We start from the raw sequence: 25,055 nt of genomic DNA, 5'->3' as shown, positions 1-25,055 counted from the left end.
CCCTGCGTGGGGTCCCTGTCCTCGGTGGGTGTTCTGGTCAGTCGCTGGTTCGTGGTGGTGGGAGGGCGTCGAGGCCGTCGCCGATGCTGTTGGCCAAGTGGCGCCATCGGGCTGCGAGTTCGGGTGCTGTGTCCTCGCGGGCTTGTGCGGCGACGAGGAGTGCTTCGACGAGTTCGGTGGCGTCTCGGGTGCCGCTGGGGAGTTTCAGGAGTGCGGCCATCAGGGGTGCTCCGGGGCGATGGGCGCGGGTTGTGGGGACGGGGTGGGTACCGCTTTGCCGGGGTAGTGGCAGGCGGTGAGCAGGATGGCGGCGGCCGTGGCGGCAACGATGGTTCTGCGCATCAGAACGGCGGTTCGTTGCTGTAGCCCTTGGCTGCGTCGACGGCCCAGGGGTCGTCTGCGGGCGGGCTGGTGGGGCTACTGCGCTGCGCCTGGCCCTGCTGGGGTGAGCCGGTGCGCTGGCCTCCGCCTTGGCCGTTCTGCTGGCTCGCGGCGTCCTTGGAGACCTTGGCGACGGCGAAGGCGAGGTTCGGGGCGATGGAGCGGATGAGTAGTGCCGGCCGTTCGTGCTTCTGGCCGTCCTTCTCCCAGGATTCGGTGCGGATCTCGCCGGTGACGAGGACCTCCATGCCCTTGGAGAACGTCTCGGTGGCGTTCTCGGCGAGGCGCTCCCAAGCGGTGCCGCGGATGAAGAAGACGTCGCCGTCTTCCCACTGGTTCGTCTGCTTGTTCAGTCGACGGGAGTTGAAGGCGAGCGGGATGGACGCGACGGCTTTCCCGGCCTGGGTGAAGCGGAGTTCGGGGTCGCCGGTGAGTCGGCCGACGCCGGTCAGGATGGGCAGCAAGGTCGGTTCTCCTTCGGGAGTTCGGGCTGGATGGGGATAGCGGTCTGTCCGGGGTGAGCGCGGCGCGTCGTGACGGGCGTGACGGGCGTCGGCGCGCGTGACCGACGAGGCGTCCGGCGCGGGATCAGGCCGAGCTTCTGTCCGCAGACCGGTCCGTAGCCGCGGGCCTTGGACTCGGCGGTGCGGAGGGGCTGGGGGCAGTAAGCGCACTTCATCGGCGCTTCTTTCGGCGGTGTGCGTCGAGGCTGGCGACTCCGGTCGGCAGGGTGCCGGGGAGGGCGAGTTGCTGGACGCGGGCGGGGCAGGTGGCGACGTGGGGCATGTAGAGCCGCTCCCAGCCGTTCAGTGGGAGGTCCTCGCTGGGTCGGCGGGATCGGACGGCGCCGGTTCCGTCGCGCCATACGGCGGCGTTCCCGGTGGGGTCCGGGTTGGGGTCGACGGCCAGGCGTTTCCCGGCTTCGGTGGTGGTCCAGAGGATGGGGCGGCGGCAGTCTCTGCACGGGATGGGTCGATTCATGGCGCGGTGGTGGTCGGGGTGTGGGCCGCGGTGATGCGGGCCTGGTGGGCGTTGGGGGTGAGGGTGCAGGGCTGGTTGGGGTGGGCTTGGCAGATGCGCTCGGGGCACTGGGTTGACATGACCCTGACCCAGTCGATCTGTCGGGCCGCGTGCACGTCACGGCGACGGTCGGCGGTACAGCGCTGGTTCGTGCACAGCTCGCCGACGCGCGCACGGCACCAGGTGCACTGCACGGCCATTGCGGCGAACCGGTACGGGCGCCGCTGCTGCGGGATCGGGACCGTCATGACGCCTCGACCTCCTGCTCCTGGTCGTCGCGGGCGAGGCCGAGGGCGGCGGCGGACGCGGCCTTGATGCGGGCCTGCTCCTGGTCGTGGTCGACGAGAGGGAGGCCGACGGCCTCGCGCTTCGTGTCCTCCAGGCGGACGGGGTGGACATCCTTGCGGCGTTGCCCGTTGGTGGTGCAGCTGGCGCCGGGGGCGGCTCCGCACTTCCGGCAGGCGCGGCCACGGGGGTCGTGGGTAACGTCGCGTCCGGCGGGCATCTTCCCGATGCCAGCGCGGACAGCTGCTGCGCGACCCTCGTACGGGCCATGATCAGCACCTGGGGGCAGTGCGAGGCGCTCAGCGGCCCCGAGTGCCCTTGAGATGCTGCTGGGGCCTGTGAGGCCGTCTCCAGCGGCTCGGATGATCTCGCGGAGGGCGGCGGCGGACTCGGCGCCGGTCAGGGCCGGATCGCCGTCGACGACGATGTTCGCCAGCTCGATGCGCTCGGCACGGCGGGCCTTGATCTCGGTGATGATGTCGGCCGGGGCGATGAAACGCAGGCGGCCGGCAAGAACGATGACGGCGGTACGGGCTTCGGCGACGTCGTACGGAGCGAGGATCTCGCCCCAGACGTCGGGGGTGTACTCGCCGAACTTCTGGGCGGGGCAGGCGGCCTGGACGTACTCGGCGATCTGCACGGCTTCTTCTTCGGTCACGGGGCTGCTCCTTCCTGGCGTGCTGCGGCGCGGGCGGCGGCACGGGCCCGTGCGCGGTCGAATTGGGATTCGCCGGCGGGCTGATGGCCGTTCGTGAAGGCGCCCGGGCCAGCGGTGGTGTTCATGACCTCGTTCACGACGCTGGGGAGCGTCGAGGGGTGGAGGCCCTTGCGCATCCAGTGCGCGATACCGCGACGGACGTGGTCCGGGTGGATGCGGTCCTCGTCGAGGAGCACGCGGATCTGCTTGGACATCTGGCCTACGACGGCGGAGGGCGGGCGGGCGGCGCAGCGGTCGAGCCACTCGCCGACGATCGTCTGCGCGGTGACGGGTGCCTCGGAGTCGACTGCCTGGTCGTCGTCGACCGGCTCGGCATCGATGACCTCGTCTGGTGCGTCGTCTTGATCGTCAGCCGACGGCGACGGTTCCCCGAACGAGAGAGGTCTTGTAGAGAGAGGAGAGAGAGTAGGTGTCCGGGATTCCCGGACACTGACGTCCGGTGTTTCCGGACACTGAGACTCGTCAGTGTCCGGTTTTTCCGGACACTGGGTTTCAGTGTCAGTGTCCGCAGAATCCGGACTCTGAGCCGGGTCAGTGTCCGGGAATCCCGGACCCTCAAGTCCGGGTCCAGGGTCCGGAGTTCCCGGACGGTGAGAGCCGTCAGTGTCCGCAGAATCCGGACCCTGTGCGTGGTCCTCGGTAGCTTCAGCGTCCGGAATTACCGGACACTGAAGCGGCAGGATCCGGTACTTCGCCGTGCCGTTCTTCTGGCCGGCCGTCACCTTCTCCAGGACGCCCTTCTTCACGAGCGCCTTGATCACTTCGTAGAGCTGGGGGCGCGTCACCTGCGCGCGACGGAGGATCTTCTCCGACTCGACCGAGGACCAGGTGATCCGCGTCGAGTCGCGGGCGTCGTCCGCCAGCACCGAGAGCGCGAGCTTCTCGCGGTGCGTCAGCGTCGTCGGTGCGTAATCCAGCACCTCGACGTACAGGCGGCTGCCCACGTGCGTTTCTCCTAGGGGGTGTTGATGACCAGCGGCCCGGCGGCCGGTCTCATCCGCCGGGCCACCGGTGCCTATCTGGCGGTGGGGACCTGCGTAGATCCGGTACGCCGGTACTCCCGGTTACCGAGGGCGTGCGCGTCCTTGCACGCCTGGTCGATCGGCTCGCCCTTGCGCTGGTGCCGCTGATACGCGGAGCGGGTGCCACACTCCGCCTGCTTTCGGCCCTGGCCACGAGTCCTCTTCACGGGACGCTTCGCTTCGCCCCGGCCCTCCGCGAGTGCTGCGCGCTCACCAGGCTCCAACTCGGCGAAGATCCCGTCCCGATAGGTCGCGGAGAGCCCTTCTTCGCTGGCCATGACGGCTTCGAGGCATTCGGCGCGGACCGGGCAGCGCCCGCAAGCGGCCTTGGCGGCGGCCTTCTCAGAGGAGCGGAAGAAGATGTCCGGGTCGAGAGTCCGGCAGACGGCGTTGAGTTCCCAGTCCCTGCCCATGGGGCCTCCGTACGGTCGGGCATGATCAAACGAATTGCGGCTGGTGACGGGTACGCGACGGGTCCCGTCGACGCCCGTCACGCGGCGACGCCCGGGGCGCCGATATACGTGCCGTGGGCCCGGTAGTGGCGGTCCGCGACCTTCTTTGCCTCGCGGCACGGCGAGCACAAGGGCTCCCCACGCTTCCGGTGCCGCAGGGCGCCGTTGTACGTGCCGCACTGAGCGCGGTTCTGGTGCGCCCGCTCGGCCGCCAACTTCCCCACCTCAGCCCGAGACCTGATTCGGGTCAGGGCCTCGTGCAGGGGCGTGTCGTCCGTGGGGAACCACTTGCGGAAGGTCGCGCCGCTCACCCCGATCAGACGGTTGATCACACCGGGCGGCATGCCCCGCTGGAGCAGCAGGTCCGCGGTGAAGGCGGCCTCATGGGAGGTGAGCGTCCAGCCGTCGCGGAGTCCGTTGGCGGCGAGTTCGACGGCGACGAGGTCGAGGCAGACGAGGCCGTCGGCGGTGGCCAGCCACACAGTCGGTACGGCGAGCGTGGTGACAGGGATCCAGTCCCGGTTGCGGCCAACGGGCACGCCACGAACCACCCGGGAGGACTCGGGGCGGATCATTCGCTCACCGCCGTCACGGTCGACACCCAGGCGAGGGCTGTGTCGTCGAGCTGCTCGCGCGCCCGGGTCACCGCGACGTACGCCAGCCGGGCCTCCTCGCGCGGGAGGACAACCAGGCCGGTCTTCTGGTCGGCCTTGGGCGCCCGGAAGTCCGCATGGATGCGGACCGCCGGCCACTCACGACCCTTCGACCGGTGCGCAGTCGACACCACGAGCTCGGCCTGCTGCTCGGAGACCAGGCCGTCAGCCGCCGAAACGATCCGCTCGGGACCGTGCTCGTCGACCAGCTTGACGAGGACCTCCAGCGAGCCGTCCTCCTCAGCTGCGTACTGACGGACGTCGTCCCAGGACGCGAAGCCCATCAGCTCCGGGTGATCGGTTGGCTTGCCGCTCTGGAGAGCCTCGGCTGCCCACGCGAGCTGCTTGATGGCGGAGCCGCCGCCGACCAGGGCCACCTTCCGACCGGCCGCCAGTCCCTCCATGACGATGCCCATGGCGCCCGCGTTGGTGCGGCAGAGGATCGCGTCCGGGGAGTCGAGCGGGCCGACCGTGGATTCGGCGGCCTCCCAGCCGGTGAGGCGGAGTGGCGCGTCGACCAGCCGGAGCCATGCGTTGGCGCGGGCGGCGATGGCCGGGCCGAACCGGAAGCTCTGGGACAGAGTCAGCTCGGGACAGTTGAGTTCGCGGACGAACCCGGCGAGGGCGTCGTTCGCGCCGCGCCAGCTGTAGATCTGCTGGGCGGAGTCACCGACCGCGATGCGCTGCGCGTGCTCCTGGGCGAGCAGGACGGCGGCCAGGACGTCGTTGGTGTCCTGTGCCTCGTCGAGGAGGACTACGTCCGTGGGGATCGTTGGCTCGCTGAGCGCCCACATCTTCAGGTAGTGGTCGTGGTTCAGGTTGAGCACGGACTCGTCGTCCTGGAGGTCCTTCCAGGCGGCGCGGGCGACGGGCAAGACCAGCTTCACGACCTCGCCGCGGGCCTTCCTCAGGCCGTCGAACTGCGGGACGTGCTTCTGAACGATCTCGGGGTCCGCGCTGTGGCAGAACCTGGTGAGGGTGTCCAGCGCCATCCGCATGATGATCTTGGATGTCATGGCCTTCATGCCGCCGAGGTCCGTGAGGATCGTCGGGGTCGCGCCGATGATGCCGAGGATCGAGCGGACGTCGAGAGCCTGCGCGGCATGGTGCGCGGTCTGGCGCGGACGCCGGAGACGATCGCCGTGCCTCGGCTCGAAGGCGAGACCGTGACCGGTCTTGCAGAGAACCGTGCTGGGGAACGATCGGCGGGCCTCGGCCGCGATCGGATTGTTGTAGGCGACATAGGTCATCCGGCGCCGTCGGTCGGCCCGGGCGATCATCTTCAGCGTGCTGGACTTGCCGCAGCCTGCGCCGGCCTGGAGGACCAGGTCCAGCCCGTCGCCGTACGAGTCGATGGCCTCGCGCTGTTCTGGGGTTGGGTTCACCACTGTGGTGCACCTCCTTTCTCGGGGGTGCGGGCCCGCCCTGCATGGGGTCGGGGCGGGCCCGCGGTCAGTGGTGACTCAGGCGGACTGGGCGGCGCCGACGTACAGGGCATCGCCCGTAGCCCGTGCGGACTCGTCCTCCAGGCCCTGGACCATCGCGGCGAACTCGTCCGGCGCGTTGTCGCGCTCGCCGAAGTTCGTCAGCGTGTCGAGCAGGGTCTGGGCCTCGCCCTTCGTCAGCTCGTTCGCGGAGGTGAGCGGACGGCCGATGATCAGCGCGGTGGCCCGGAGGCGCTGCTCTCGCAAGTCCTTGTGGCCGAGGCCGACCTTGGTGAAGCAGGCGTGCATCATCCGCATCTGCGGCGCGGTCACCGGCTCGAAGCCCTGGTCCTGTTCCGGCGCCCGGGTCACCGCCGGAGCGGACCCCTCGGCATCGGCCAGGGAATGCGTGGACGGGCCGGTGTACTCGCCCTCGTCCTGCTGGCCCGTGGCCTGCGATGACGGGGGCGTGACGGGTGTCGTGACGGGCTTGACGGCCTGCCCGTACTCCTTGATGACGTCCCCGAGCTTCGCGGGCTCGCCGGTCTTCGGGTGCAGGAGATCTGCGAGGAGAAGGCGCCTGCTGTTGGCCTGGCCGTGGAGATCCAACGCCCGGTCATACGTGAGGCCTTCGCGGACCAGTTCGTCCACGATGACCTGGACGGGGTCGACGCCCTGGCCGAGCTGCTCCAGGATCGCCTCGGCGAAAGGCTCGCCGGGGTGGTGGACGCAGGCGCCGTCAAGGGCGGAGTACCGGGTCTTGGTGACGGTGCCGGTGCCCGCGATCATGTCGATCACGACGTCGACCTCGTACTCGGCGCCCTCGCGCTGAACGGTCTTGACGCCGATCTTCGTGACTGTCTTCCCCTCCATCGCGTAGTCGTTCTTGGTCCGCATGGTGACGATGACGTGGCCGGGGAAGTTGAGGAGGGCGTCGAGCATGTCCTGCTCCAGCGCATTGACGGGGCCCCAGGCGGTGAACTTTCCGCCCCGGTTCGTCGACTTGCTCGACTCCTCTTCGACGCGGGCGAGGAGTCCGCCCTTGCCCGCCCAGAAGGCCGACCAGCTGTCGATGATGAGGACGGCCACGCGCGCCTCGATGGCCGCGTTCACGGCGCCGATCAGGTTCTCCGCGGAGCAGAACGCCATCGGCAAGTGAGCGAACTCGTGCGCCTCAATGTCCGGCCTGCCCGGCACCGGGGCGTACTTGAGAGCGGAGCCACGCTCGGTGTCGACGAGACCGATCTGCCCGCCCTTGGCGAGGGCCTCGGCCATCCGGAGCGCGGTCTTGGTCTTGCCGGAGCCGCCGGGGCCCTGGAGGGCGATGCGGGCCTTGGCGGTCTCGCGGGTCGCCGGGGCGAAGGTGAAGGTCGTCATGGAGTGCTCCGGGAGTCGCGCTGGGCGGGCGTGGTGAAGCCGCGAGGGTTGGTGGCGAACTCGCGGACGAGGTTCAAGGTCCGGATGGCCGCGCCGAACTTCCGCCGCTTACGCCGGAATTCGGCGTCGGTGTCGGTCTCGGCCCGGCGGTACTGGCCGTCGAGGGTGCGCTCGACCGCGTCCGCCAGCTCCTGGCCGAACTCGCGGCGGAGAGAGCCGAGCATCTGAGCGGCCTCGTCGGGGCGGAGGGCTCGACTGCTGGTGAGAGCCTGGTAGACGGTGCTGTACGCGCTCACTCGTCTGCCTCCGGGTCGTACTTGGAGGCGATCTCCAGAGTGGTTACGGCGTAGCCAGTCGGGTTCTCGACACCGTCGACCGCGGCAATCAGTTCGGCGATGCCGTCCTCTTCGTCGACGATCCAGTCGAAGGTGGCGATGGGGAGGTCGCGGCGGGCGTGGTCCTCGCAGTGCTTCCGGGCCTCCGCCTCCGTCGTGTACGTGCCGAGCGGTGCGACGTCCCAGTCAGCCCGGTAGACCGTGAGCGCAGGGGTGGCGTCGGCCTCGCGGCTGCTCTTCTCCTGCACCGTCTCCCGGATCAGCTCCACGAAGTCGAGTCCGTAGTCGAGGTCAGGGCGGTCGGCGATCAGGTCAGCGGCGGCGAGCATCCCTTCCGCGTGCAGATCGGCAGCCGTCTCGGGGGACTGGAGCAACTGCGCCTTCTCCAGGGCCTCGGCGGCCTGCGTCGCCAGGTCGTACGACGGCCCGGTCAGCCACGCAGCCTCGATCGTCTTCTTCGCCAGCATGGCGAGTTGGGAGATGCTCACGCGCTCTCACCGCCCGCCGAAGCCTCGGTCGAGCCGGAGTCGAGGACGACTTGGCCGTGGAAGGAGACTCGGACGCCGGAGGGCTGAGCCGTCACGTCGAAGGCGCGGTAGGCCCTGCCGTCCGAGAACACGCCGTCGTACGTCTCACTTCGAGCGCCCCGCATGGCGCGAGCCAGCTCGGCTGCGATCTCCGCGACCTCCGCGAGCGTCGTGCCGAACTCCTGCTCAACGCCGATCGTGCCGTCCTCTCGGAGTCCCCAGCGGACTGGCAGCTTGTCGAGCGCGGGCCTCTTCGCGACCAGCATCGTGACAACGGCCGCTTGCATGGCCGTGGAGGTCTTCCTCATGCCTGGCCCCCCGTCATGACGGGGGTGGCCTGCTGCGACGGAGTGTCCGTGACGGCCGTCAGCGGACCCGCCTGCCGCACGATGCTCGCCAGCGTGCAGCGCTCCGGCCGACCGTCGATCGACAGCAGCGGCATGCCGTTCGCCGTGCGCACGCCCTGGTAGAACCAGACGTCGCCGCGAGCGTCCCGCTGGGGCAGCGCGAGGTCGTACACCACGCCGTCCAGCTCGTACGGCTCCTTGGCAATCTTCAGCGCGTGCGCCCGGGCCTGCGGCAGGTCGTAGGCCACGACCGAAACCCGGACGCCATCCCGGTAACCGTCCCCAGCGACCATGTACGGGAGCGCCGTCTCCTTGTCGTGCGTGATCCCGAAGTAGGGCCGCCACTGAACCCACTGGGTCTGGTCGACGATGTGAAGCGCGACCAAGATCCGGTCACCGTCCACCTGAATGTTCTGGAACGCGGGGTGCTCGCCGATGTGGCGCCGGATCACGGCCGCAACCCGACGGGCCCGCCCACAGGACTCGTCCCAGGCGAGCGCCTGCTGCTCCAACTCGGTTCGCTCCGGAAGCTCCTGCTGCTCCTGGTGCTCGCGCGCCCAACCGCCGGCGGGCGTACGGCGCAGGACCTGACCGAACGACCGCTCCGGGTCGACGAGGAGCTGCACACCGTCGAGAGCGTGAGCGATGGCTGCCGCCGGATCGCTCCCGGTGGAAGCCAGCGCCGCGCGGATCACCCTGACGGCGTGGGGAAGGTTCTTGTTCACGCGGCGACTCCTTCGGCGAGAGTGCGGCGCATGCTGCTCATCGCGCGAAACGTGAGCGTCTTCACGGCGCCCGCCGGGCGGCCAAGCTCGGCGACCGCCTCGTCCAGGGAAAGCTCCTCCAGGAACCGCAGCCGGATGCACTCGCGCTGGTACGGGTTCAGGCCCGCCATAGCAACGGCCACCGTCTCGGCGGCCTCCACGGCCTCCAGGCTTCGCAGAGCGCCGGACTCCGCGCTGTCGATCTGCTCGTTCGCCTCGAAGACCTCAGCGATCGGCACCTCCAGACGCGTGCGACTCGCCTTGCAGTGATCCGTGTGGATGTTGCGGGCGATGGTCACGAGCCAACCCGCGAACGAACCGCCCGGGCGCGTCGCGAAGGTGTCGATGCGACGCAGCGCCCGGACGAACACCTCCTGGGTGAGGTCCTCCGCCAGGTGCCGGTTCCGGGTCTTGAAGAAGAGGAAGCGGTACACCTCGCCGCGGTACTCGTTGTAGAGGGTGGCGAAGGCGTCACGGTCGCCGATGGCAGCCCGGGCAACCAGCTCGGGCACCGACTCTCCCGGCGGGCTGATCTTGTCGTTAGTCTGTGTAGACACGACCTGTTCTCCTTTGACGTAGGGGTTTTGGGTGTGTGAGGGCCGTTCCGGGCGCAATCCGGGGCGGCCCTGCGTGTGTCAGGCGGCGGTGCGCTTCCGCATCGCGTCGAGGACGGCGTGCGGGTCGAATCGCCGGCTGCTGCCGACGTAGATCAGGCCGGGCCAGAGCTCCTTTCGCTGTGCCGCGAGCTGGATCTGCTTGTCGATCCAGCTCGACGACTTCCGCAGGAACCCCGCCAGTTGCCGCTGGTCCATGAGCTGATCCGGCAACTCAGGCCTGCGATTGGCGATCTTCGATCTACGTGTAGATGTAGATTCCGGAGTCAAAAAAACAGACCCGACGGCGAAGAGCTCTTCCACTTCCTTGTCGAGGGCTGCCGCGATGAGCCCGGCAGCGTGATCGCTGCACTCCTCGCGGGCGGTCTTGCCCTTGCCGACAATGAAGCCGACCAGGGCCCTCGATAGGCCGTCACCCTGCGGATCTACGCCCTTCGTCTTGGCGGCGAGGCGTGAGATGTCCAGCCCGGCCGCCTCCATGGCGGCCCGCAGCGGGGCACCCGTCTCCAGTCGTCGCATGATGAAACCTCCGGCGCATGGCCGAACTTGGGGCTTCGCAGATCGGCTTGACCTGCAATATCTACAATCTACGTGTAGATGTGTATCGAGTCAAGAGGGGTCTACAGGGGCGTGTTTGCGGCGCAGAGGGGCGTACGGGGGCTATGTAGATGCCCCCGAGCACCGTCAAATACAGGTCATCGATCTGCGATCTACTTGCGCATGTAGATTGAGATGACCGATCCTCTGAGGGTGACCAGCCACCAGAGCAACCCCGGCGAGCCCCGCCCCGCCGAGGATCGAGCCCTCAAGGGCGAGGACCTGGCGGCGGTACTTGAACGTCTCATCGCTCAGCGACCGGACAAGACCCCGAAGGATCTGGCGACCGAGTCAGGCGTCTCGTATCCGACCCTCAATGCCTGGATGCGTCGCACCCGCGGCACGTCGCGAGTTCAGTCGGACACCCTCCGTGCGCTGGTGAAGACGTTCCGGTCCTGGGGGGTTGAGGTAGAGCCTGCGGAGATGTTCGCCGCGGTCGGCCGAGCCGTTCCTGGCGGTACCGACGAGGAGCGTGAGGCGCGACTCCTGCGCATCTATCGGGAGTTGCCGGTGGACAAGCAGCGTGACGTCGTGCGCTTTGCCAGTGCTCAGCTCACGGTTAGCCGCGCCTCGTGACGATTACTAAGGGTTGCCTAAGTTGAGGCGTCTATTTCGACCGGGGGTGGCTCACCAGATTTCAGATAGCGGTAAACAAACCAAGGTTCATTAGCTCAAACGATCTACACACGATGCACACACCTGGGTACCATCGGTCACCCGCTGTCCTCCCGGAGCGGATCACGTGCCGTCGCACATACCTGGGGGGACACCTGTGTGCATTCTCATCGCCGCGGTCGATGACCTTTCGACGATCGCCATCTGGGACCCGGACGAGGTCACCATCCTCGTAGACAGGGGCACCCACCCCCACGCACTGATCAGAGAACTCGACGCGATCCTGACGATCGACCTCGGCGTGCCCAATACTCCAGGCGCCGGCCTCACTTGCTTCTGCGGTGAGCCCGTCGAGCTGCCCCTGGCGCTCACCGCCGGCGCACGCGTTCTCTGATCAGGAGTACTTCCATGGCGCGCAAGAAGGCGGCTGCCGACCAGCCGTCCAACAACCCACGCCCGGTGCCATCCGCACGGTGTGGCTGCCCGACCTGCCAGCAGAAGAAGCCCGGGGACCGGCCTACGGTCGACGAGCACACCGGATCCTGGGAGGCCCGCTACACGGACCCGAAGGGCAAGGAACGCAGCAAGACGAAGCCGACCTACGACCAGGCCGTCGCCTTCCTGGAGCAGACCCGCACCGAAATGCGGCAGCGGGTCTGGATCGACCCCGCCCGAGGCGAGATCACCCTCGGGGCCTGGTGGCGATTGTGGTGGCCGACCCAGACCAAGGGGGAGGCGAGGATCGAACACTGGACGCAGAGCCAGCTCCGCGACGAGGCATCTTGGCGCAACCACATCGCGCCCACCTTCGCCTCGGCCAAGCTGTTCGAGGTGGAGTGGCGAGAGACCCAGCTCTGGGTCAACGCACTGCACGACGAGAACGGCGGCCCGCTCGCCGCCAGCTCGGTGACGAAGGTCTTCCAGGTCTTGGACCGGATGCTGGAGGACGCGAAGCGGGACCGGCGCCTTCCCTTCAACCCGGCTGAGGGCGTCAAACTGCCCACGATCAAGAAGAAGCACCCTGAGGAGCGGCGGCCACCGAGTTACGCCCAACTCTGGCTGATCCGCCAGAAGCTCCCCGAGTACATGCACGCCCTGCTGATCGTGGCCCAGGAGACAGGCCTGCGTTTCCAGGAGCTGGCCGGACTCCGCTGGTGCAACGTGGACTTCGACGGTCGGCGCATCCACGTCCGCGAGGTCCTGGTGGAGCCGCGCGGGAAGATCAAACGCAAGGAGTACCCGAAGTCGGATGCCGGACTTCGCTCAGTGCCACTCACAGGTCTCGCCGCCCGAGTCCTCCGAGACCTCTGGGCAGAGGAGAGCGCTGAGGGAAGTCCCAGCCGGGCCGTGTCGGAGCCGAAGGACGGGCTGCGGGAAGAGGAGCTGGTGTTCCACGGCCGGAACAAGGTCCGGCGCGGAACGAAGGGGATCGACGGTGTGGGCGAGGCGTACCGCGCTCCGCTCCGGCGTTCCGCGTTTCGGCGGCTCTGGACGGACGCCATCGAGAAGGCCGGCGTCGTGCGGAAGAAGGTGCGCACGGTCACGGTGCAGCAGGTCGACGAAGACACCGGCCGCCGTCGGCCCGTGAAGGTCGACCGTACGGACTGGTGGCCCGACTTCCACGACACCCGGCACGCCTTCGCCTCCCGGCTGCACGCACGCGGCGTCCCGGAGGTGATCACCCAGGAGATCCTCGGGCACGAGCGCGCGGGAGAAGTGACGTGGATCTACACGCACGCGGCGGCCGACTACCCGGGGCAGGTCCTGGCGGCGCTGGAGGACGGGAAACCGGGCGCCAAGCTGCCGCGACAGCGGAAACTGCGAGTCATCCCGGCGGCCTGAGGAACTGTGTCGGGTCCCGACATGGCAAGTCCGGCCCGGCGCCGGAGCCAAAAGGTTGCGCTGGACGCTGATGGCGCCGCGAGCAAGGGGTTCGCGAGGGCGCTGGTGCGGGCTGCGGGCAAGGAACCGGCTGGCGGGGTGCCCATCCGGTTGGTCACAAGTGGGAGAAGTCGGCCATCCGAGGGGAGGGCGGTGGTGATGATCGGGGGATGGTAGGGCTCGGGGGACGCCGCCTACGGCGCAAATGGTTACTCATCGGCGCCCTGTGCGCCCTGGCGGTCGTTGTGAGCACCGCGTATGTGGTGCGAGCGATCGTCCGCGGCGGGCTCCAGTCGACTGACATTGTGAGCTTGCTGGGCTTGCCTTTGGGCGTGATGGGGATCGTGCTCGCGGTTGTGGCGCTACGCAAGCCGGTCGAGGGCAACGACGCCGAGCTTGCCCAGGGCTGGGCGGCGACGCTGGCCGGGCAGGTTGAGCGCGGCGAGAGCGCGGTGTGGCGACAGTTGCTGGGCGACGACGTCCGGCGCATCAACCTCACCTACGTCCTGCACCCCACCATGGTCCGTCCGGCCGCTGCCCCCGCGGCCGGACGGCTGGCCGCCGAAGGAACGGGCTCGGTGACGTTGCCGGACATCGTCACTTACTACCGGTCCACCCGGCCGCTGCGTCTAGTCGTCACCGGTGCCGCAGGGGCCGGCAAGACCGTCCTGGCTCTGGAACTGCTGCTGGCCCTCATCCAGGGGCGTAACGAGGGCGATCCCGTCCCGGTCCGTATCCCGCTGTCGCGGTGGGACACCGAACGCCAGTCCCTGCCCGACCTGCTCCAGCAGCGGTTGGTCGAGGCCTACGACTGGCCGCCGGATCTGGCCGCTGGCCTGGTCCGCCACCACCTGGTGCTACCAGTTCTGGACGGCCTGGACGAGATGGACCCTCTGGTCAACGGCTCCCCAGATCCCGCCGCGCCCCGTGCCACCGCCGTCGTGCGCGCCCTCAATGCCTACCAGCACGGCCGTGATGCCGGGCCCCTCATCCTGACCTGCCGCACCCTCCACTACGACGCCCTGACCCTGCACACCGGAGTCCTGGACGCCGCCCGCATCGCCATCGCCCCAGTCGGCACCGCCGACGCCCGGACCTACCTCACCGACCGCGCCCTGAATACGGCCCGCTGGCAGTCCCTGCTCGATCACTTGGCCGCCCACCCGGGCGGGATCCTAGCGACAGTGCTGTCCACTCCCTGGCGGCTTTGCCTGACCGCCACCGTCTACCACCATGACGGCGACCCCGGCGAACTCCTTACCCTCCCCGACGCCGACGCCGACGCCCTGGACCGCTACCTTCTGACCCGCTACATCCCAGCCGTCATCCGCATCGCCCCCAACCTCCGCGGCTACACGCCTCAGGACGTCCACTGCTGGCTCCACCACCTCACCACCCATCTCGACCCCACCGGCACCCTCTCCGCCACGACCGCCCAGGGCACGGAGACCACCGACCTCGTCCTGCACGAACTGTGGCCCCTCGCCGGACGCACCCGCGTCCGCGCGACCAACGCGCTCCTGGCCACCCTCACTGTCCTCGCCCCCCTCCCTCTTATCTGGACCACTCCCCAGCGGCTGACAGTCGGGTTCGTCTTCGTGATCAGCGCAATCGCCGTCGTGTCGGGGGCCCTCGCCATCGCAACCGGCAGCCCCAGGATTCCGGTCAGCCCGTTCAGGACACCTAAAAGTGGCTGGGAACTCGCGTCCGAGCTCGCGGGCTGGCTCGCGCTCGGGATTCCGGTCGGGTTCATGCTCGGGCTCGTGGGCGGGCCTACGTTCGGGCTCGTGGTCGGGATTCCGGTCGGGCTCGCGATCGGGCTCGCGGCCTGGCTCGCGGCTGGGCTGACACAGAAGCCAGGCGTAAATCTCGGAAGCCGGGCGGCCATTAAGATTGATGCTCTGGTCGGGCTCGTGGTCGGGATTCCGGTCGCGCTCGCGATCGGGCTCGCGGCCGGGCTCATGTACGGGCTCGCGGTCGGGCTCGCGTTCGGGCTCTCGATCGGGCTCGGATTCGCGATCGCCGTGGCGGAGGCCTCTCAGCGGTATGTGGCGTTCCTACTCTGCTCGCGCCGCCGTCTGCCGTTCCGGCTCGGCCTCTTCCTGGACTGGGCCATCACCGTAGGACTCATGCGCTACAGCGGGCCCGCCTATCAGTACCGCCACCGTGAACTCCAACACTGGCTACGCCAGCACCCCCAGCCCCCCTCCATGTCTTGATGTCACACGTGACGTCTATACGACATGTCCGTCGGGGCGAGCAGTTGTGCAGGAAGGCGTCGTCGCGACGCTCTTCAGGACGGCGTCGTCATCAACTCCGCCGCCGCTCCGACATGTGAAAAGGATGTGACACAGCTTCTGGGCGTTCCCGGAGCTATCCCGGAACTTTCCCGGGAAGCGCGTACGTCGCACAGGGGCGGGGCGGGTACGGACCGTGTAGCCCGAAGTAGATGGGTCTGTGACCTGCACGTTCTCGACCTGGGGAGATCATCTTTTAGGGCTGAATCCTGATAAGGATGAGGCCACAGGTTCAAATCCTGTTAGCCCCACCAGCACGAAGACCCCCAGCCGGTTGGCTGGGGGTTTTTGGCGCCCACGACCACTGAACCGCGGGTCAGGACTGCAGCCAGACGCGGCGGTGTCGCGCGACGGCGTAGACCTGCTCGATCTGTGCGGCCGTCAGCCTGCCGGTGAGGGGACCGAGCGCGGACACCTCGCGCTCCTGGTAGATCCGTACCGTGTACTGCGTCGCGGCGCGGTGCAGTGCGGTCACGCCGACGAAGACGAGGACCGGCTCCACCGGGACGGGGAAGCCGCAGTGCCGCTCCAACACGCCCTGGACGTAGGCCGCCTCCGCCCTGCTCGCCCTGGCGTACGGGGCCGGCTGACCCCCGTTGACCTTGGCCATGGTGTCGCCCACCCAGACCGAGGCGCCCTGGTGGCACTTGGTGTTGATGCTGAACACTCCGCCGGGGCCGATCAGCAGGTGGTCGATGTCACCACCGTTGGACTTGGGCACGCCGTGCAGGACGCGCCAGCCACGAGGGGAGAGCCGCGCCAACTCCCGGCCCACCCGCCGTTCCCCTTCGAGCCCGACGAACCAGCTGTCCCACTCCGAGGGGCGTCTCAGCACCCTCGTCAAGAGCCTCCGGCTCCGCGACGGTCCACGGGCGGCGATCGCCTCGATCAGGGCCGCACCGGGGCGGTTCTCCGCCAGATCGTCGGCGACGGTGACCTTCGGCAGGTCCAACGGCCGTGCGGGGCGCGGCGAGGCGTGCCGAACAGGTTCTCCAGGGGGTGCTTCCGGGCGTTCGGCGGGCTGCGCGGGCGCGGCGGGACGGAGAGTCAACGAAGCGCCGAGATGCTGCCGCAGCAGGGCCATGGCCTCGCCCCGGTACTTCTGCTCCTTGATCGTGACCACCTTCGTCGGCCGGTCCGCCCAGGCGACAGTTGTCCCGTCCGGAAGGTTCACGTAGAGCCGATCCATGCCGTGCCGTTTCCACGGTTTCACCGTGAGATCGCCCATTGGCCCGCCCCCGAATATGTGCCGTCGGCACATACATGGCAGCAGCAGACCAGGTGACCGACAAGGGCGCCGGGACAACATGGCCGAGCAATGGCAGCACTGAGGCCCCCGACCACGACGGGCCGGGGGTCTGTGGGGTCTTCTCTGAAGCGTTGTACGCAAGTTCGCCGCTGTGTCAGAGATGTCGGGGCGGTGGGTGAGCGGTGAGGTGACGCGTGTCGGGCGTCAGCGCTGGAGAGGGGCCGCCAGGGGTGCCGTCTGCTCGGTGTGGGCCGGTTCGGCCGAGTCGGTGGTCTCCGTGGTCTCGTCCGTGTCCGTCGGCGGGCGGTGGCGGCAGCTGGGGGACTTGCCGTGGGCCTCGGCCCGGATGCGCTGCTTCATCGTGGGGGGCAGGGACCTGGTGAAGGACCAGGGGGAGATCGTCGGTGCCGTCGGCTGTGCGCTGGTGCCGGTCGCCGCGGAGCGGGGCGTCGCCGCGGTGGCGGCCGTCGCGGTGATCGTGATGAGTCCGAGCGCGGTGCACAGAGAGATGAAGGCGGTGACGAAGGCGGTCCACAGCTTCATGACCTTGATCTGGGTCATGGCCCCTCACTTTCAGGTTGGGCGATTTGCGTACTTTCCTCATGATGTGTATGGGCGTCGCGAAGTGTGGGACCGGCGGCCGTGGCGCGTCGATGTTCTGATGAACACCACTCGGATGGGTGCAAGAGGCCGAAAAAGCGAAGGAAGAGGAGGAATCAGGGCCAAATTAACGGTCCGTGGGGGTGTGATCACCCTCCGATCGGAGCGGTTCCATCCGCTTCTACTGCGCTCTCCAGGGCGGGAGTTGGCCGCGGAGGCAGGTCACCGATCGGTCTCGGTCGGTGTGTATAGTCGGGCGACAGAGGTCCCCTACGTCAAGGAAAGACGAGGTCGCGCGGTGAAGAAGCTTCTCCTGGTCGCACTGGCCGCCATCGGCGGGCTCCTCGTGTACCGCCAGATCCAGGCGGATCGCGCCGAGCAGGATCTGTGGACGGAGGCGACCGACTCCGTGCCCACGGGTTCGTGAGTACCGAGATCCAGTTCTGAGCACGCCCCGACCGCCTGGCGGTCGGGGCTTTGTGTTGCGCCGTCACGCCAACCCGGTTACGGCCGCCACGACCCGGGCGTTTCGGACGCTCGCACGCATTGCCGGGATGCCACGCGCGCGTGCGGGGCAGGATGGGCCACGTCCGGAGCAACGACGAGGGGTGGCGCGTGATGGGGCGGCGGCGTACGGCGTGGTGGCGGACGCGGACGCGGACGCGCACGTGGACGCGAGCACAGGACGGCCGTACGCCCCTTGCCAGGGCAGCCGTACGGCGCGTCGGGGCGGCCGTACGACCCGTCGGGGGCGCGCCGCGCGCCAGTGCCGTACGACGTGCCGGTGTCGTCGTCGCCGTGCTGTGCGCGGCCGTCGCCCTGGTGGGGCAGCCCGCCGCCGCGGCCGGGGCGCCGGGCTCCTACGGGTACGACAAGGGAGACCGGGCCGTCAACGGCGCGACCGGTGCGGCGGACGCCGTAGGCCTGAAAACCGGGGGGACGTACCGGAGTTCCCTTCCGAAGGGCGCCACCCTCTACTACGGCCTCACTCTCGACGCCGTGTCCGACGTCTACGCCTCCGTCACCGCCGTGCCCCCGGCCGGCACCACGGTCGCTGCCACCGACGGCATCAGGGTGTCGCTCCAGAACGGCGCCGGAACCGCCTGCACCCACCGGAGCGCCACCTTCGGGGCCGGCAGGAGCCCGCACCCGGTGGCCGCCTGGGCCGCGCGGGAGACGGGCAACGCGCTGTGCAAGGGGGGCGGCCAGTACTACGTGGTCGTCGAACGCGTCGACGCGTCGGGTTCCTCGGCGGACGCCTGGGGGCTGGAACTCACCGTGGTGTCGGAACCGCCGCTCACCCAGGCTGGTACCTCCGACGCGCCCCAGGACTGGAACTCCGCGTCGCCGGAGCCCGTCACGGGGGAGGTCAGGAGCCGTGCGGGCGGTTCGGGGTTCGCCGGGGCGGTCGCCGTCGGACAGGGCGTGTGGCGAGGTGATGTCGCGCCCGGTGGGACCCTCTTCTACAAGGTGCCGGTCGACTGGGGCCAGCAGCTGTCCGTCACCGCAGACCTGGAGGCCTCGGACGCGGGCAGCGGCTATGTGAGCCGCGCGCTCGACCTGGAGCTCTACAACCCCGTGCGGGCCTCCGTCGACGAGGCGGGCGTCAGCTATCAGGGCGGACAGAGATCGGCCGCCCTCGAAGCCCTGCCGCCCGTCGAGTACCGCAACCGCTACTTCGTCGTCGACCACGAGAACGGGATGCGCTTCGCCGGGTCGTACTACCTCGTCGTGCACCTGGCCGCGCAGGTGGCCGACGACTTCGGCCAGGGGCCGTTCCCGGTGACGCTGCGCGTGCGGGTCGCCGGTACGGCGCACGAGGGGCCCGGGTACGCGGGGCGGTCCGAACCCCGGAACGCCTTCGACGTCACCGCGCAGGACCGCGCGGCGGCCGTGACAGGGAGTGGCGGGGGAGGCGACACCGCGATGAAGGTGCTCGCGGTGGCCGGGATCGGCGCGGGCAGCGTGCTGTTGGCGACGCTCGGCGCCTGGACGGTCGCCGCCCGGCGCCGTGCCGCGGTGTAGCGGCCGCGGCCTCCTGACACCGGCCGGTCAGACGCGGGCCAGCGCCCAGAACCCCACGGCGTAGCAGGCCAGGGCCAGCAGTAGGACCGGTATCGCCACCTTCGCGGGCGGCCCGGGCCGCCGCCGGGCGCGCTTGGCATGGTGCTGCGGAAACGGCGGCGCGGTAGGCGGAACCAATGGGACCTGGGCGGTGTATGAAGCAGTAGAGGGTTCGGCGCGCGGCTGGGGGGAGGGCAGGACATGGGGCGCATGGGGGATCTGCGGAGTCTGCGGGGGAGGCAGATGGAAGCTGCCGGTGTCCGACATCGACATCGGCGTCGGTGTGGGGGTGGGTGTAGGTGTCGACGTGGACGGCTGGGGGACGCTGTCCTGCCGAGGGTCGAGGAGCCCGGAGTCCGCGCCGCCCGCAGCCACACCTGTGCCTGTGCTTGTGCCTGTACGCGCACCGGTCTCAGGTCCCGTCACACGCGACGGCGTCGACCCCGTGTCCACCCCGGAAGCCCGCGTCAGCGGTCCCTCGGGCGCGAACCCCGTTGGCAGCGGCCCCACTTGGTCGAAGATCTCGATCAACTCGTCGTCGGGACCGGGCTCCGGCAGGAGTTCCACGGCCGCCGCGAGCGCCTTGCGCGCCCCCGTGGCCGTCCGGAAGCGAGCCCCTGGATCGGGCTGCAGCAGCATCGCCACGACCTGCCACAGCGGCTCGGGAACGCTCTTGGGCGCCCCCGGGGTCCCGTGCTCGGCGAAGTACTGGATGAGCGCCTTGGAGTCCGGCTTGGCCCCCTCCAGCAGATACAACGCCACCAGTCCTACGGCGAACAGGTCGGCGGGGAAGTCGGGTTCCGCGCCCATCATCTGCTCGGGCGCGAGGTAACCCGGCGTGCCCACCACGAGGTTGGTCTCCGTCAGGCGCGCTTCGCCCAGCCGCATCGCGATGCCGAAGTCGGACAGGCGCAGGCGTGGACGGGCCGTGCCGGTGGCTTCGAGGAGCAGGTTGGCGGGCTTGATGTCCCGGTGCACGACACCTTCCGCGTGCACCGCGGCGAGGCCGGAGAGGAGCTGGTCGAGCAGTGTGCAGACGAACGCGGGGGGCAGCGGGCCGTAGTCCCCGATGAGATGGACCAGCGAACCGCCGGCCACCAGGTCCATGGTGAACAGGACCTTGTCGTCGTCGGCGGCCCAGCTGGCCGGTGCGAGCACATGGGGGTGGTCGATCCGCAGCGCCTGTTCGCGTACGAAGCGCAGCAGCGAGTGCGCGTCGCTCTGCTGCAGGACCTTGGCCGCGACATAGCGGCGCCGGCGGTGGTCCCAGGCGCGCCAGACCGCGCCGACACCTCCGCGCCCTATCGGGTCGACCAGTTCGTACCGGCCGGCGAAGACCTCACCCATGGCTGTCCGTCGCTCCTCCCCCTGCGGCTACCTCCGTTGCTTCCCCCGAGACGAGCGATACGACTCCCCCATGCGCCCCCGTTGTGTCCCCCTCGCGGCAGTTGCCCTGCGCCCGGCTGTCGAACCCCCGATCGACGGCCGGGCCGTGGTGCTCAGCTCTGGTGGGACTGGTAGTGCGCGACCGCGTCGGAGGTACGGCCGGCGCCGTACACCCGGAGGAACTCTGCCAGTTCGGGGTGGCTCGGGGCGAGGGTGTCCGCCGCGTCGATGATGTCGCCCGCGGCGGCCACCGAACGCAGCAGTGACTGGATCTCGCGGACCACCCGTTTGACCGTGGGCGCTCCCGAACTGCTCGTCGTGGTCGTGGTGTTGCTGAGCACCGAGCCCCCCTGGGACTTCTTGATCTCGTCCATACGCTCGGTCGCCTCGGCCGCGCTCACGCTGCCGTCCGCGACCTGCCCCGCCAGGTCCTGCAGCAACTGCACCCGCTGCACCACCGCGGGATTGCCGATCTTCGCCCGCTGACCGCTCATCAGCTGGGACAACATCGGCGCGGACAGTCCCAACACCCCCGCGAGACGAGCCTGGTTGAGGCCAAGATCGTCGATGAGCTTACGGAAGAGCGCCCCCAAAGGCTCCCCGTACCAATTCCGCTGCAGCTCCCGCGCTCTGGCGGTGGCTTCCTGCTGTGCGGCGTCCATTGCGTCTCCCCATCGCTTCCCCAAAACCGCGGTTCGCTCTAGCGAACCACGACGAGCATCTTACGGAGAGTGGTCGTCCACCGGGAGCCCCAAGTTTTTGCGAGATACCGGGGGTGACCCGGTACGCTGGTCCCCGAAGCCCGCCGGTGCCCGGTTGTGCCGGTCGGACGCTTCCCTAGCGGGGCCTTAGCTCAGTTGGTAGAGCGCTGTCTTTGCATGGCAGATGTCAGGGGTTCGACTCCCCTAGGCTCCACATCCCGCACCGGCCGGTCGCCCTCAGTGGCGTCCGGCCGGTGCTTGTTTGTGCCCGCGAGGTGACGTGCGTCACATAAACGGCGGCTCGCCGTTGCAGTTGTTTGCGCAAATATCGGTACCGGGTGAGGTCCACCGGGTCGCCGGGGTGGTGGTCGGCGCAGTGTGGGGAACGTGTGTCCCCATGTGCGGGACGTGTGTGAGCTGGCTGAATACGGTCGTGTAATCAGGGGTGTGCGGTCCGTTAAGGGAGTCCCTGCGGTACTTGTTCACCTGGGGCGTTGCAAACGTCATCGCGGGCAGCTTGCGTAAATCAAGGGGGTTCCTCCGTCCGCGCGACTGTTCCACGTGAAACATCGAGGTGGGGCAGGAGGCCCTCAAGTCTCCTGCCCCACCTCGATGTTGACGGTGCGTCTGATGTCAGGACGTCAGCGGTGCTCGTCGCGGTCCGCGGCATCCGCGGCCTCGTCCTCGGCCTGCTTCGCCTGGACCTCGGGGTCGAGCACGGACTGACCGCTGCCGTCCACCGAGGAGAGACGGCCCGTCTCGGGCACCTCGGTCGCGGCGGGGGGCTCGACCAGCCAGTCGGGGTTGGCCTGCTTGTCCCACCACTTCCAGGCGGCGAAAGCACCGCCCGCCAGGATGCCCAGCACCGCCAGCCCCTTCGCGAGCCGGCCGGCCCTCGCCCGCCGCTCGTGCTTGCGGACCAGCTTCTGGATCTCCTGGGGCGAGACCTGGCCACGCAGCGCGGCGAGCGCCGCCGCACCGCGCGCGGCGGCTTCGTCCCTGACCGGACCGGCGGCGGCGACCGCCTGCTCGATCCGCGGCCGGGAGTACTCGGCGGCCTGCTGGGCGGCCCTGCGGGTGCGGACGGCGGCCTCCTGGGCTGCCTGGTCGACCTTCGGCGGCACATGCGTGCGGGCCAGTTCCAGACGTGGCGCGAGATGGGCGTCGTACTGCACACGGGCCTGGTCGGCGGCCAGGGACACCTTGGGCGCGAGTCGTACACGAGCCTCGTGGGCGTAGTACGCGGCCTTGTCCTTGGCCGTGTCGGCGTAGGGCGCCACCACTTCCGCGGCGTGCAGCACGCTGTCCTTCGCCGAGCCGGTCGCGGAGCGCACGCTGTCGATGCGGGTCACGGGTTCCTCCTCCTCGGTGGCGTACGTTTCTTCGTCTGTCCACCCAAATACGGATCATGCCTGCCAGACGGCTACCGGGCATGTGAGGACGGGCATCCGGGTCACGATCACGGGTAATAGCGGATGAATACGGGGGAACTGGGGGAACGGGGGCTTGTCGTCGACAATGCCACGGATCCCCGCCGCCTGCCCCTGTCCCGGAGTCACTCGGCCGGATTTCTGCGACCTGACCCGCCGGACAGGCCCTCGGCCGGCGGGCGACTCGGCGCGGTCGGCGTGCGAGGATCTGGGGGTCACAGAAAGACAACGGAAGGCAGATCGTGGCTGAGCAGCTTTACGCCACCCTGAAGACCAACCTTGGCGACATCGAGGTCCGGCTGCTGCCGAACCACGCTCCCAAGACGGTCCGGAACTTCGTCGAGCTCGCCACGGGTGAGCGTGAGTGGACCAACCCCGAGACGGGCGAGAAGTCCAAGGACAAGCTCTACGACGGCACGGTCTTCCACCGGGTGATCAGCGGCTTCATGATCCAGGGCGGGGACCCGCTGGGCAACGGCACCGGCGGCCCCGGCTACCAGTTCGAGGACGAGTTCCACCCGGACCTCCGCTTCGACAAGCCCTATCTGCTCGCCATGGCCAACGCCGGTCCGGGCACCAACGGCTCGCAGTTCTTCGTCACCGTCTCCCCGACGGCCTGGCTGACCCGCAAGCACACCATCTTCGGCGAGGTCACCGACCCGGCGAGCCAGAAGGTCGTGGACACCATCGCGACCACCCAGACCAACCCGCGCACCGACCGCCCGCTCCAGGACGTGGTCATCGAGTCGGTCGTCGTCGAGACTCGCTAGGACAGACCCCGGATCACAGGGCCGGCACGAGTACTTACCGCCGGGAACCAAACGCCCCGTTCATCCGTAAGGATGGGCGGGGCGGTGCATTGCGTACGAAGGATTGAGGGGACCCCATGGACCAGGCGCCAGGCAGCCCGCAGGGCCCGGAGGAACAGCGGCCCCCGGACGCCCAGAGCCTGCCGGGTTGTTATCGCCACCCGGACCGCGAGACCGGCATCCGCTGCACCCGCTGCGAGCGACCGATCTGCCCCGAGTGCATGGTCAGTGCCTCGGTCGGCTTCCAGTGCCCGGAGTGCGTGCGCGGCGGCTCCGGCACGGGCCACGCCCCGACCGCGGCCCAGCCCCGCACGATCGCCGGCGGCACGGTGGCGGCGGACCCGCGGCTCGCCACCAAGATCCTGATCGGTCTCTGCGTGGCCTTCTACCTGCTCCAGCAGGTGGTGGGCGACAGCTTCACCGAGCGCCTTGAACTCCTCGGTCAGGCGTACGTCCCGCAGTTCGGCTCCGTCGAGGGCATCGCCGAGGGCCAGCCGTACCGGCTGCTGACCGCCATGTTCCTGCACGGCAGTGTGATCCACATCCTGTTCAACATGATGAGCCTGTGGTGGATCGGCGGTCCCCTGGAGGCGGCTCTCGGCCGCGCCCGCTATCTGGCGCTCTACTTCGTCTCGGGTCTCGCGGGCAGCGCGCTCACCTATCTGATCGCCGCCCCGAACCAGCCTTCGCTCGGTGCCTCCGGCGCCATCTTCGGGCTCTTCGGCGCGACCGCCGTCCTGATGCGCAGGCTCCGGTACGACATGCGGCCGGTCATCGCCCTGCTGGTGATCAACCTCATCTTCACGTTCGGCTGGGCCAACATCGCCTGGCAGGCCCACATCGGCGGCCTCGTAGCCGGTGTCATCACCGGCTACGCGATGGTCCACGCCCCGCGCGAGCGCCGCGCCCTGATCCAGTACGGGACCTGTGCCGTCGTACTCGTGATCGTCGTGGTGTTGACGCTGATCAGGACGGCTCAGCTCAGCTGATATCAAACCGTTGTCCACAGTGCGTGGCGGATCTTGTGCATACCGTGGAGAACAGCTGTGCCCCCTGTCACCGACCCGTGTTTGTGCAGGTCAGGCAGGGGGCGAACAGGCTTGCGGTTGCCGGTGTGTCAGTCACACCAGCGTCAACACCCAGTGGGTTATCCACAGATCGTCGTTCTTTTTCCCCAGGCCCGCTGTGGATACTTCTCTGACCTGTGGATAACTCAGTGGAAAGCCGTGGGTAGAGCTACTTCCACTGGGTCGAGACGCCGAACCCGGCGGCGATGAAGCCGAAGCCCACCACGATGTTCCAGTTGTCCAGGCTGTCGATGGGCATGGAGCCGTCGGTGACGTAGAAGACGACGATCCAGGCCAGTCCGATGACGAACATGGCCAGCATGACCGGAGCGACCCAGGCACGGCTGTTCAACTTGATGGCGGTCGCCGTCTTCGCCGGCGGCGGCGTGTAGTCGGCCTTCTTGCGGATACGTGACTTCGGCACGAGGGTCTCTCCTGTC

The 25,055-nt window shown here is 68.9% G+C and carries 32 protein-coding genes and 1 tRNA gene; 9 read left to right on the top strand and 24 right to left on the bottom strand.

The window, feature by feature from the left end:
• Positions 1–37: 37 nt before the first annotated feature.
• From JHN45_RS18795 to JHN45_RS18720, 18 genes are all read right to left on the bottom strand, one after another.
• A complete protein-coding gene (locus tag JHN45_RS18795) occupies positions 38–220 on the bottom strand; it encodes a hypothetical protein (RefSeq protein WP_200709401.1) in 183 nt (60 codons plus the stop codon).
• The gene (locus JHN45_RS54050; RefSeq protein ID WP_267929917.1) at positions 220–342 is read right to left on the bottom strand and encodes a hypothetical protein; all 123 of its coding nucleotides are present in this window, start codon (positions 340–342) and stop codon (positions 220–222) included. Before JHN45_RS54050 ends, JHN45_RS18795 begins: the two co-directional genes overlap by 1 nt.
• Positions 342–845: a single-stranded DNA-binding protein gene (gene ssb, locus JHN45_RS18790; protein WP_200709400.1), complete on the bottom strand. Its 504-nt coding sequence runs from the start codon at positions 843–845 to the stop codon at positions 342–344. The genes JHN45_RS54050 and ssb overlap by 1 nt, the downstream gene beginning before the upstream one ends.
• Complete coding sequence (locus tag JHN45_RS54710) at positions 830–1,060, bottom strand: DUF6011 domain-containing protein (RefSeq protein WP_374192732.1); 231 nt, start codon at positions 1,058–1,060, stop codon at positions 830–832. The genes ssb and JHN45_RS54710 overlap by 16 nt, the downstream gene beginning before the upstream one ends.
• A complete protein-coding gene (locus tag JHN45_RS18785) occupies positions 1,057–1,362 on the bottom strand; it encodes a hypothetical protein (RefSeq protein ID WP_200709399.1) in 306 nt (101 codons plus the stop codon). The genes JHN45_RS54710 and JHN45_RS18785 overlap by 4 nt, the downstream gene beginning before the upstream one ends.
• Entirely contained in the window at positions 1,359–1,649 is a 291-nt protein-coding gene (locus JHN45_RS18780) for a hypothetical protein (RefSeq protein WP_201049797.1), read from the bottom strand. Before JHN45_RS18780 ends, JHN45_RS18785 begins: the two co-directional genes overlap by 4 nt.
• On the bottom strand, positions 1,646–2,344 hold the full coding sequence (locus JHN45_RS18775) for a hypothetical protein (RefSeq protein ID WP_200709397.1): 699 nt from the start codon (positions 2,342–2,344) through the stop codon (positions 1,646–1,648). Before JHN45_RS18775 ends, JHN45_RS18780 begins: the two co-directional genes overlap by 4 nt.
• Positions 2,341–3,348: a hypothetical protein gene (locus JHN45_RS18770; protein WP_200709396.1), complete on the bottom strand. Its 1,008-nt coding sequence runs from the start codon at positions 3,346–3,348 to the stop codon at positions 2,341–2,343. The genes JHN45_RS18775 and JHN45_RS18770 overlap by 4 nt, the downstream gene beginning before the upstream one ends.
• A gap of 71 nt (positions 3,349–3,419) precedes the next feature.
• Complete coding sequence (locus tag JHN45_RS18765; protein ID WP_200709395.1) at positions 3,420–3,839, bottom strand: WhiB family transcriptional regulator; 420 nt, start codon at positions 3,837–3,839, stop codon at positions 3,420–3,422.
• Positions 3,840–3,916: 77 nt separating this feature from the next.
• On the bottom strand, positions 3,917–4,417 hold the full coding sequence (locus tag JHN45_RS18760; RefSeq protein WP_200709394.1) for a hypothetical protein: 501 nt from the start codon (positions 4,415–4,417) through the stop codon (positions 3,917–3,919).
• A 32-nt stretch (positions 4,418–4,449) separates the two neighbouring features.
• Positions 4,450–5,916 carry a UvrD-helicase domain-containing protein gene (locus JHN45_RS18755; RefSeq protein WP_307783132.1) on the bottom strand — a complete coding sequence of 489 codons (1,467 nt, stop codon included), beginning with the start codon at positions 5,914–5,916 and terminating at the stop codon, positions 4,450–4,452.
• Between the two features lie 78 nt (positions 5,917–5,994).
• Positions 5,995–7,332 (bottom strand): AAA family ATPase, encoded by a 1,338-nt coding sequence (locus JHN45_RS18750; protein WP_200709392.1) that lies wholly within the window; start codon positions 7,330–7,332, stop codon positions 5,995–5,997.
• A complete protein-coding gene (locus tag JHN45_RS18745; protein WP_200709391.1) occupies positions 7,329–7,628 on the bottom strand; it encodes a hypothetical protein in 300 nt (99 codons plus the stop codon). Before JHN45_RS18745 ends, JHN45_RS18750 begins: the two co-directional genes overlap by 4 nt.
• Positions 7,625–8,155: a hypothetical protein gene (locus JHN45_RS18740; RefSeq protein WP_200709390.1), complete on the bottom strand. Its 531-nt coding sequence runs from the start codon at positions 8,153–8,155 to the stop codon at positions 7,625–7,627. Before JHN45_RS18740 ends, JHN45_RS18745 begins: the two co-directional genes overlap by 4 nt.
• Positions 8,152–8,502, bottom strand: coding sequence for a hypothetical protein (locus JHN45_RS18735; RefSeq protein ID WP_200709389.1), 351 nt, complete (start codon positions 8,500–8,502; stop codon positions 8,152–8,154). Before JHN45_RS18735 ends, JHN45_RS18740 begins: the two co-directional genes overlap by 4 nt.
• Entirely contained in the window at positions 8,499–9,266 is a 768-nt protein-coding gene (locus JHN45_RS18730; RefSeq protein ID WP_200709388.1) for a BN159_2729 family protein, read from the bottom strand. Before JHN45_RS18730 ends, JHN45_RS18735 begins: the two co-directional genes overlap by 4 nt.
• Positions 9,263–9,862: a sigma-70 family RNA polymerase sigma factor gene (locus JHN45_RS18725; RefSeq protein ID WP_307783131.1), complete on the bottom strand. Its 600-nt coding sequence runs from the start codon at positions 9,860–9,862 to the stop codon at positions 9,263–9,265. Before JHN45_RS18725 ends, JHN45_RS18730 begins: the two co-directional genes overlap by 4 nt.
• Before the next feature lie 78 nt (positions 9,863–9,940).
• On the bottom strand, positions 9,941–10,438 hold the full coding sequence (locus tag JHN45_RS18720) for a hypothetical protein (protein WP_200709387.1): 498 nt from the start codon (positions 10,436–10,438) through the stop codon (positions 9,941–9,943).
• A gap of 231 nt (positions 10,439–10,669) precedes the next feature.
• Here JHN45_RS18720 and JHN45_RS18715 point away from each other — a divergent pair, with 231 nt between their 5' ends.
• From JHN45_RS18715 to JHN45_RS18700, 4 genes are all read left to right on the top strand, one after another.
• A complete protein-coding gene (locus JHN45_RS18715) occupies positions 10,670–11,092 on the top strand; it encodes a transcriptional regulator (protein WP_307783130.1) in 423 nt (140 codons plus the stop codon).
• Positions 11,093–11,288: 196 nt separating this feature from the next.
• On the top strand, positions 11,289–11,525 hold the full coding sequence (locus tag JHN45_RS18710; RefSeq protein WP_200709385.1) for a hypothetical protein: 237 nt from the start codon (positions 11,289–11,291) through the stop codon (positions 11,523–11,525).
• A 14-nt stretch (positions 11,526–11,539) separates the two neighbouring features.
• Complete coding sequence (locus JHN45_RS18705) at positions 11,540–12,973, top strand: site-specific integrase (protein WP_200709384.1); 1,434 nt, start codon at positions 11,540–11,542, stop codon at positions 12,971–12,973.
• Between the two features lie 350 nt (positions 12,974–13,323).
• Entirely contained in the window at positions 13,324–15,231 is a 1,908-nt protein-coding gene (locus tag JHN45_RS18700) for an NACHT domain-containing NTPase (protein WP_236583804.1), read from the top strand.
• A 394-nt stretch (positions 15,232–15,625) separates the two neighbouring features.
• Here JHN45_RS18700 and JHN45_RS18695 read toward each other — a convergent pair whose 3' ends face one another.
• Positions 15,626–16,498: a nuclease-related domain-containing protein gene (locus JHN45_RS18695; RefSeq protein WP_374195624.1), complete on the bottom strand. Its 873-nt coding sequence runs from the start codon at positions 16,496–16,498 to the stop codon at positions 15,626–15,628.
• Positions 16,499–16,762: 264 nt separating this feature from the next.
• Positions 16,763–17,119 (bottom strand): DUF6344 domain-containing protein, encoded by a 357-nt coding sequence (locus JHN45_RS18690; RefSeq protein ID WP_201049794.1) that lies wholly within the window; start codon positions 17,117–17,119, stop codon positions 16,763–16,765.
• Between the two features lie 337 nt (positions 17,120–17,456).
• Between JHN45_RS18690 and JHN45_RS53015 the strand changes: the two genes are divergently transcribed.
• Together JHN45_RS53015 and JHN45_RS18680 are read left to right on the top strand one after the other, a co-directional pair.
• Positions 17,457–17,585: a DLW-39 family protein gene (locus JHN45_RS53015; protein ID WP_003999697.1), complete on the top strand. Its 129-nt coding sequence runs from the start codon at positions 17,457–17,459 to the stop codon at positions 17,583–17,585.
• Between the two features lie 152 nt (positions 17,586–17,737).
• Positions 17,738–19,183: a hypothetical protein gene (locus tag JHN45_RS18680; protein ID WP_201049793.1), complete on the top strand. Its 1,446-nt coding sequence runs from the start codon at positions 17,738–17,740 to the stop codon at positions 19,181–19,183.
• 27 nt (positions 19,184–19,210) lie between these two features.
• Here JHN45_RS18680 and JHN45_RS18675 read toward each other — a convergent pair whose 3' ends face one another.
• Both JHN45_RS18675 and JHN45_RS18670 read right to left on the bottom strand, forming a co-directional pair.
• Positions 19,211–20,569: a serine/threonine-protein kinase gene (locus JHN45_RS18675; RefSeq protein ID WP_201049792.1), complete on the bottom strand. Its 1,359-nt coding sequence runs from the start codon at positions 20,567–20,569 to the stop codon at positions 19,211–19,213.
• Positions 20,570–20,721: 152 nt separating this feature from the next.
• The gene (locus JHN45_RS18670) at positions 20,722–21,270 is read right to left on the bottom strand and encodes a DNA-binding protein (protein WP_019073558.1); all 549 of its coding nucleotides are present in this window, start codon (positions 21,268–21,270) and stop codon (positions 20,722–20,724) included.
• A 180-nt stretch (positions 21,271–21,450) separates the two neighbouring features.
• Between JHN45_RS18670 and JHN45_RS18665 the strand changes: the two genes are divergently transcribed.
• Positions 21,451–21,523 (top strand) — tRNA-Ala (locus JHN45_RS18665).
• A 427-nt stretch (positions 21,524–21,950) separates the two neighbouring features.
• On the opposite strand, the gene JHN45_RS18660 is transcribed toward JHN45_RS18665, so the two are convergent.
• Positions 21,951–22,661, bottom strand: coding sequence for a DUF5324 family protein (locus JHN45_RS18660; protein ID WP_201049791.1), 711 nt, complete (start codon positions 22,659–22,661; stop codon positions 21,951–21,953).
• 320 nt (positions 22,662–22,981) lie between these two features.
• On the opposite strand from JHN45_RS18660, the gene JHN45_RS18655 reads away from it, so the two are divergent.
• Positions 22,982–23,509, top strand: a complete 528-nt coding sequence (locus JHN45_RS18655; RefSeq protein WP_200713829.1) for a peptidylprolyl isomerase — start codon at positions 22,982–22,984, stop codon at positions 23,507–23,509.
• A 116-nt stretch (positions 23,510–23,625) separates the two neighbouring features.
• Positions 23,626–24,537: a rhomboid family intramembrane serine protease gene (locus JHN45_RS18650; RefSeq protein WP_200713828.1), complete on the top strand. Its 912-nt coding sequence runs from the start codon at positions 23,626–23,628 to the stop codon at positions 24,535–24,537.
• A gap of 247 nt (positions 24,538–24,784) precedes the next feature.
• Here the strand turns inward: JHN45_RS18650 and crgA are convergent, their stop codons facing one another.
• A complete protein-coding gene (crgA, locus tag JHN45_RS18645; RefSeq protein WP_019073554.1) occupies positions 24,785–25,039 on the bottom strand; it encodes a cell division protein CrgA in 255 nt (84 codons plus the stop codon).
• Between the last annotated feature and the right edge of the window lie 16 nt (positions 25,040–25,055).

The organism is Streptomyces sp. MBT53 (assembly GCF_016654115.1).
In the GTDB taxonomy this organism is placed as follows: Bacteria; Actinomycetota; Actinomycetes; order Streptomycetales; family Streptomycetaceae; genus Streptomyces.
Note: the sequence above shows the minus strand (reverse complement) of the source record. Positions and strands in the feature narration are given on the sequence as shown.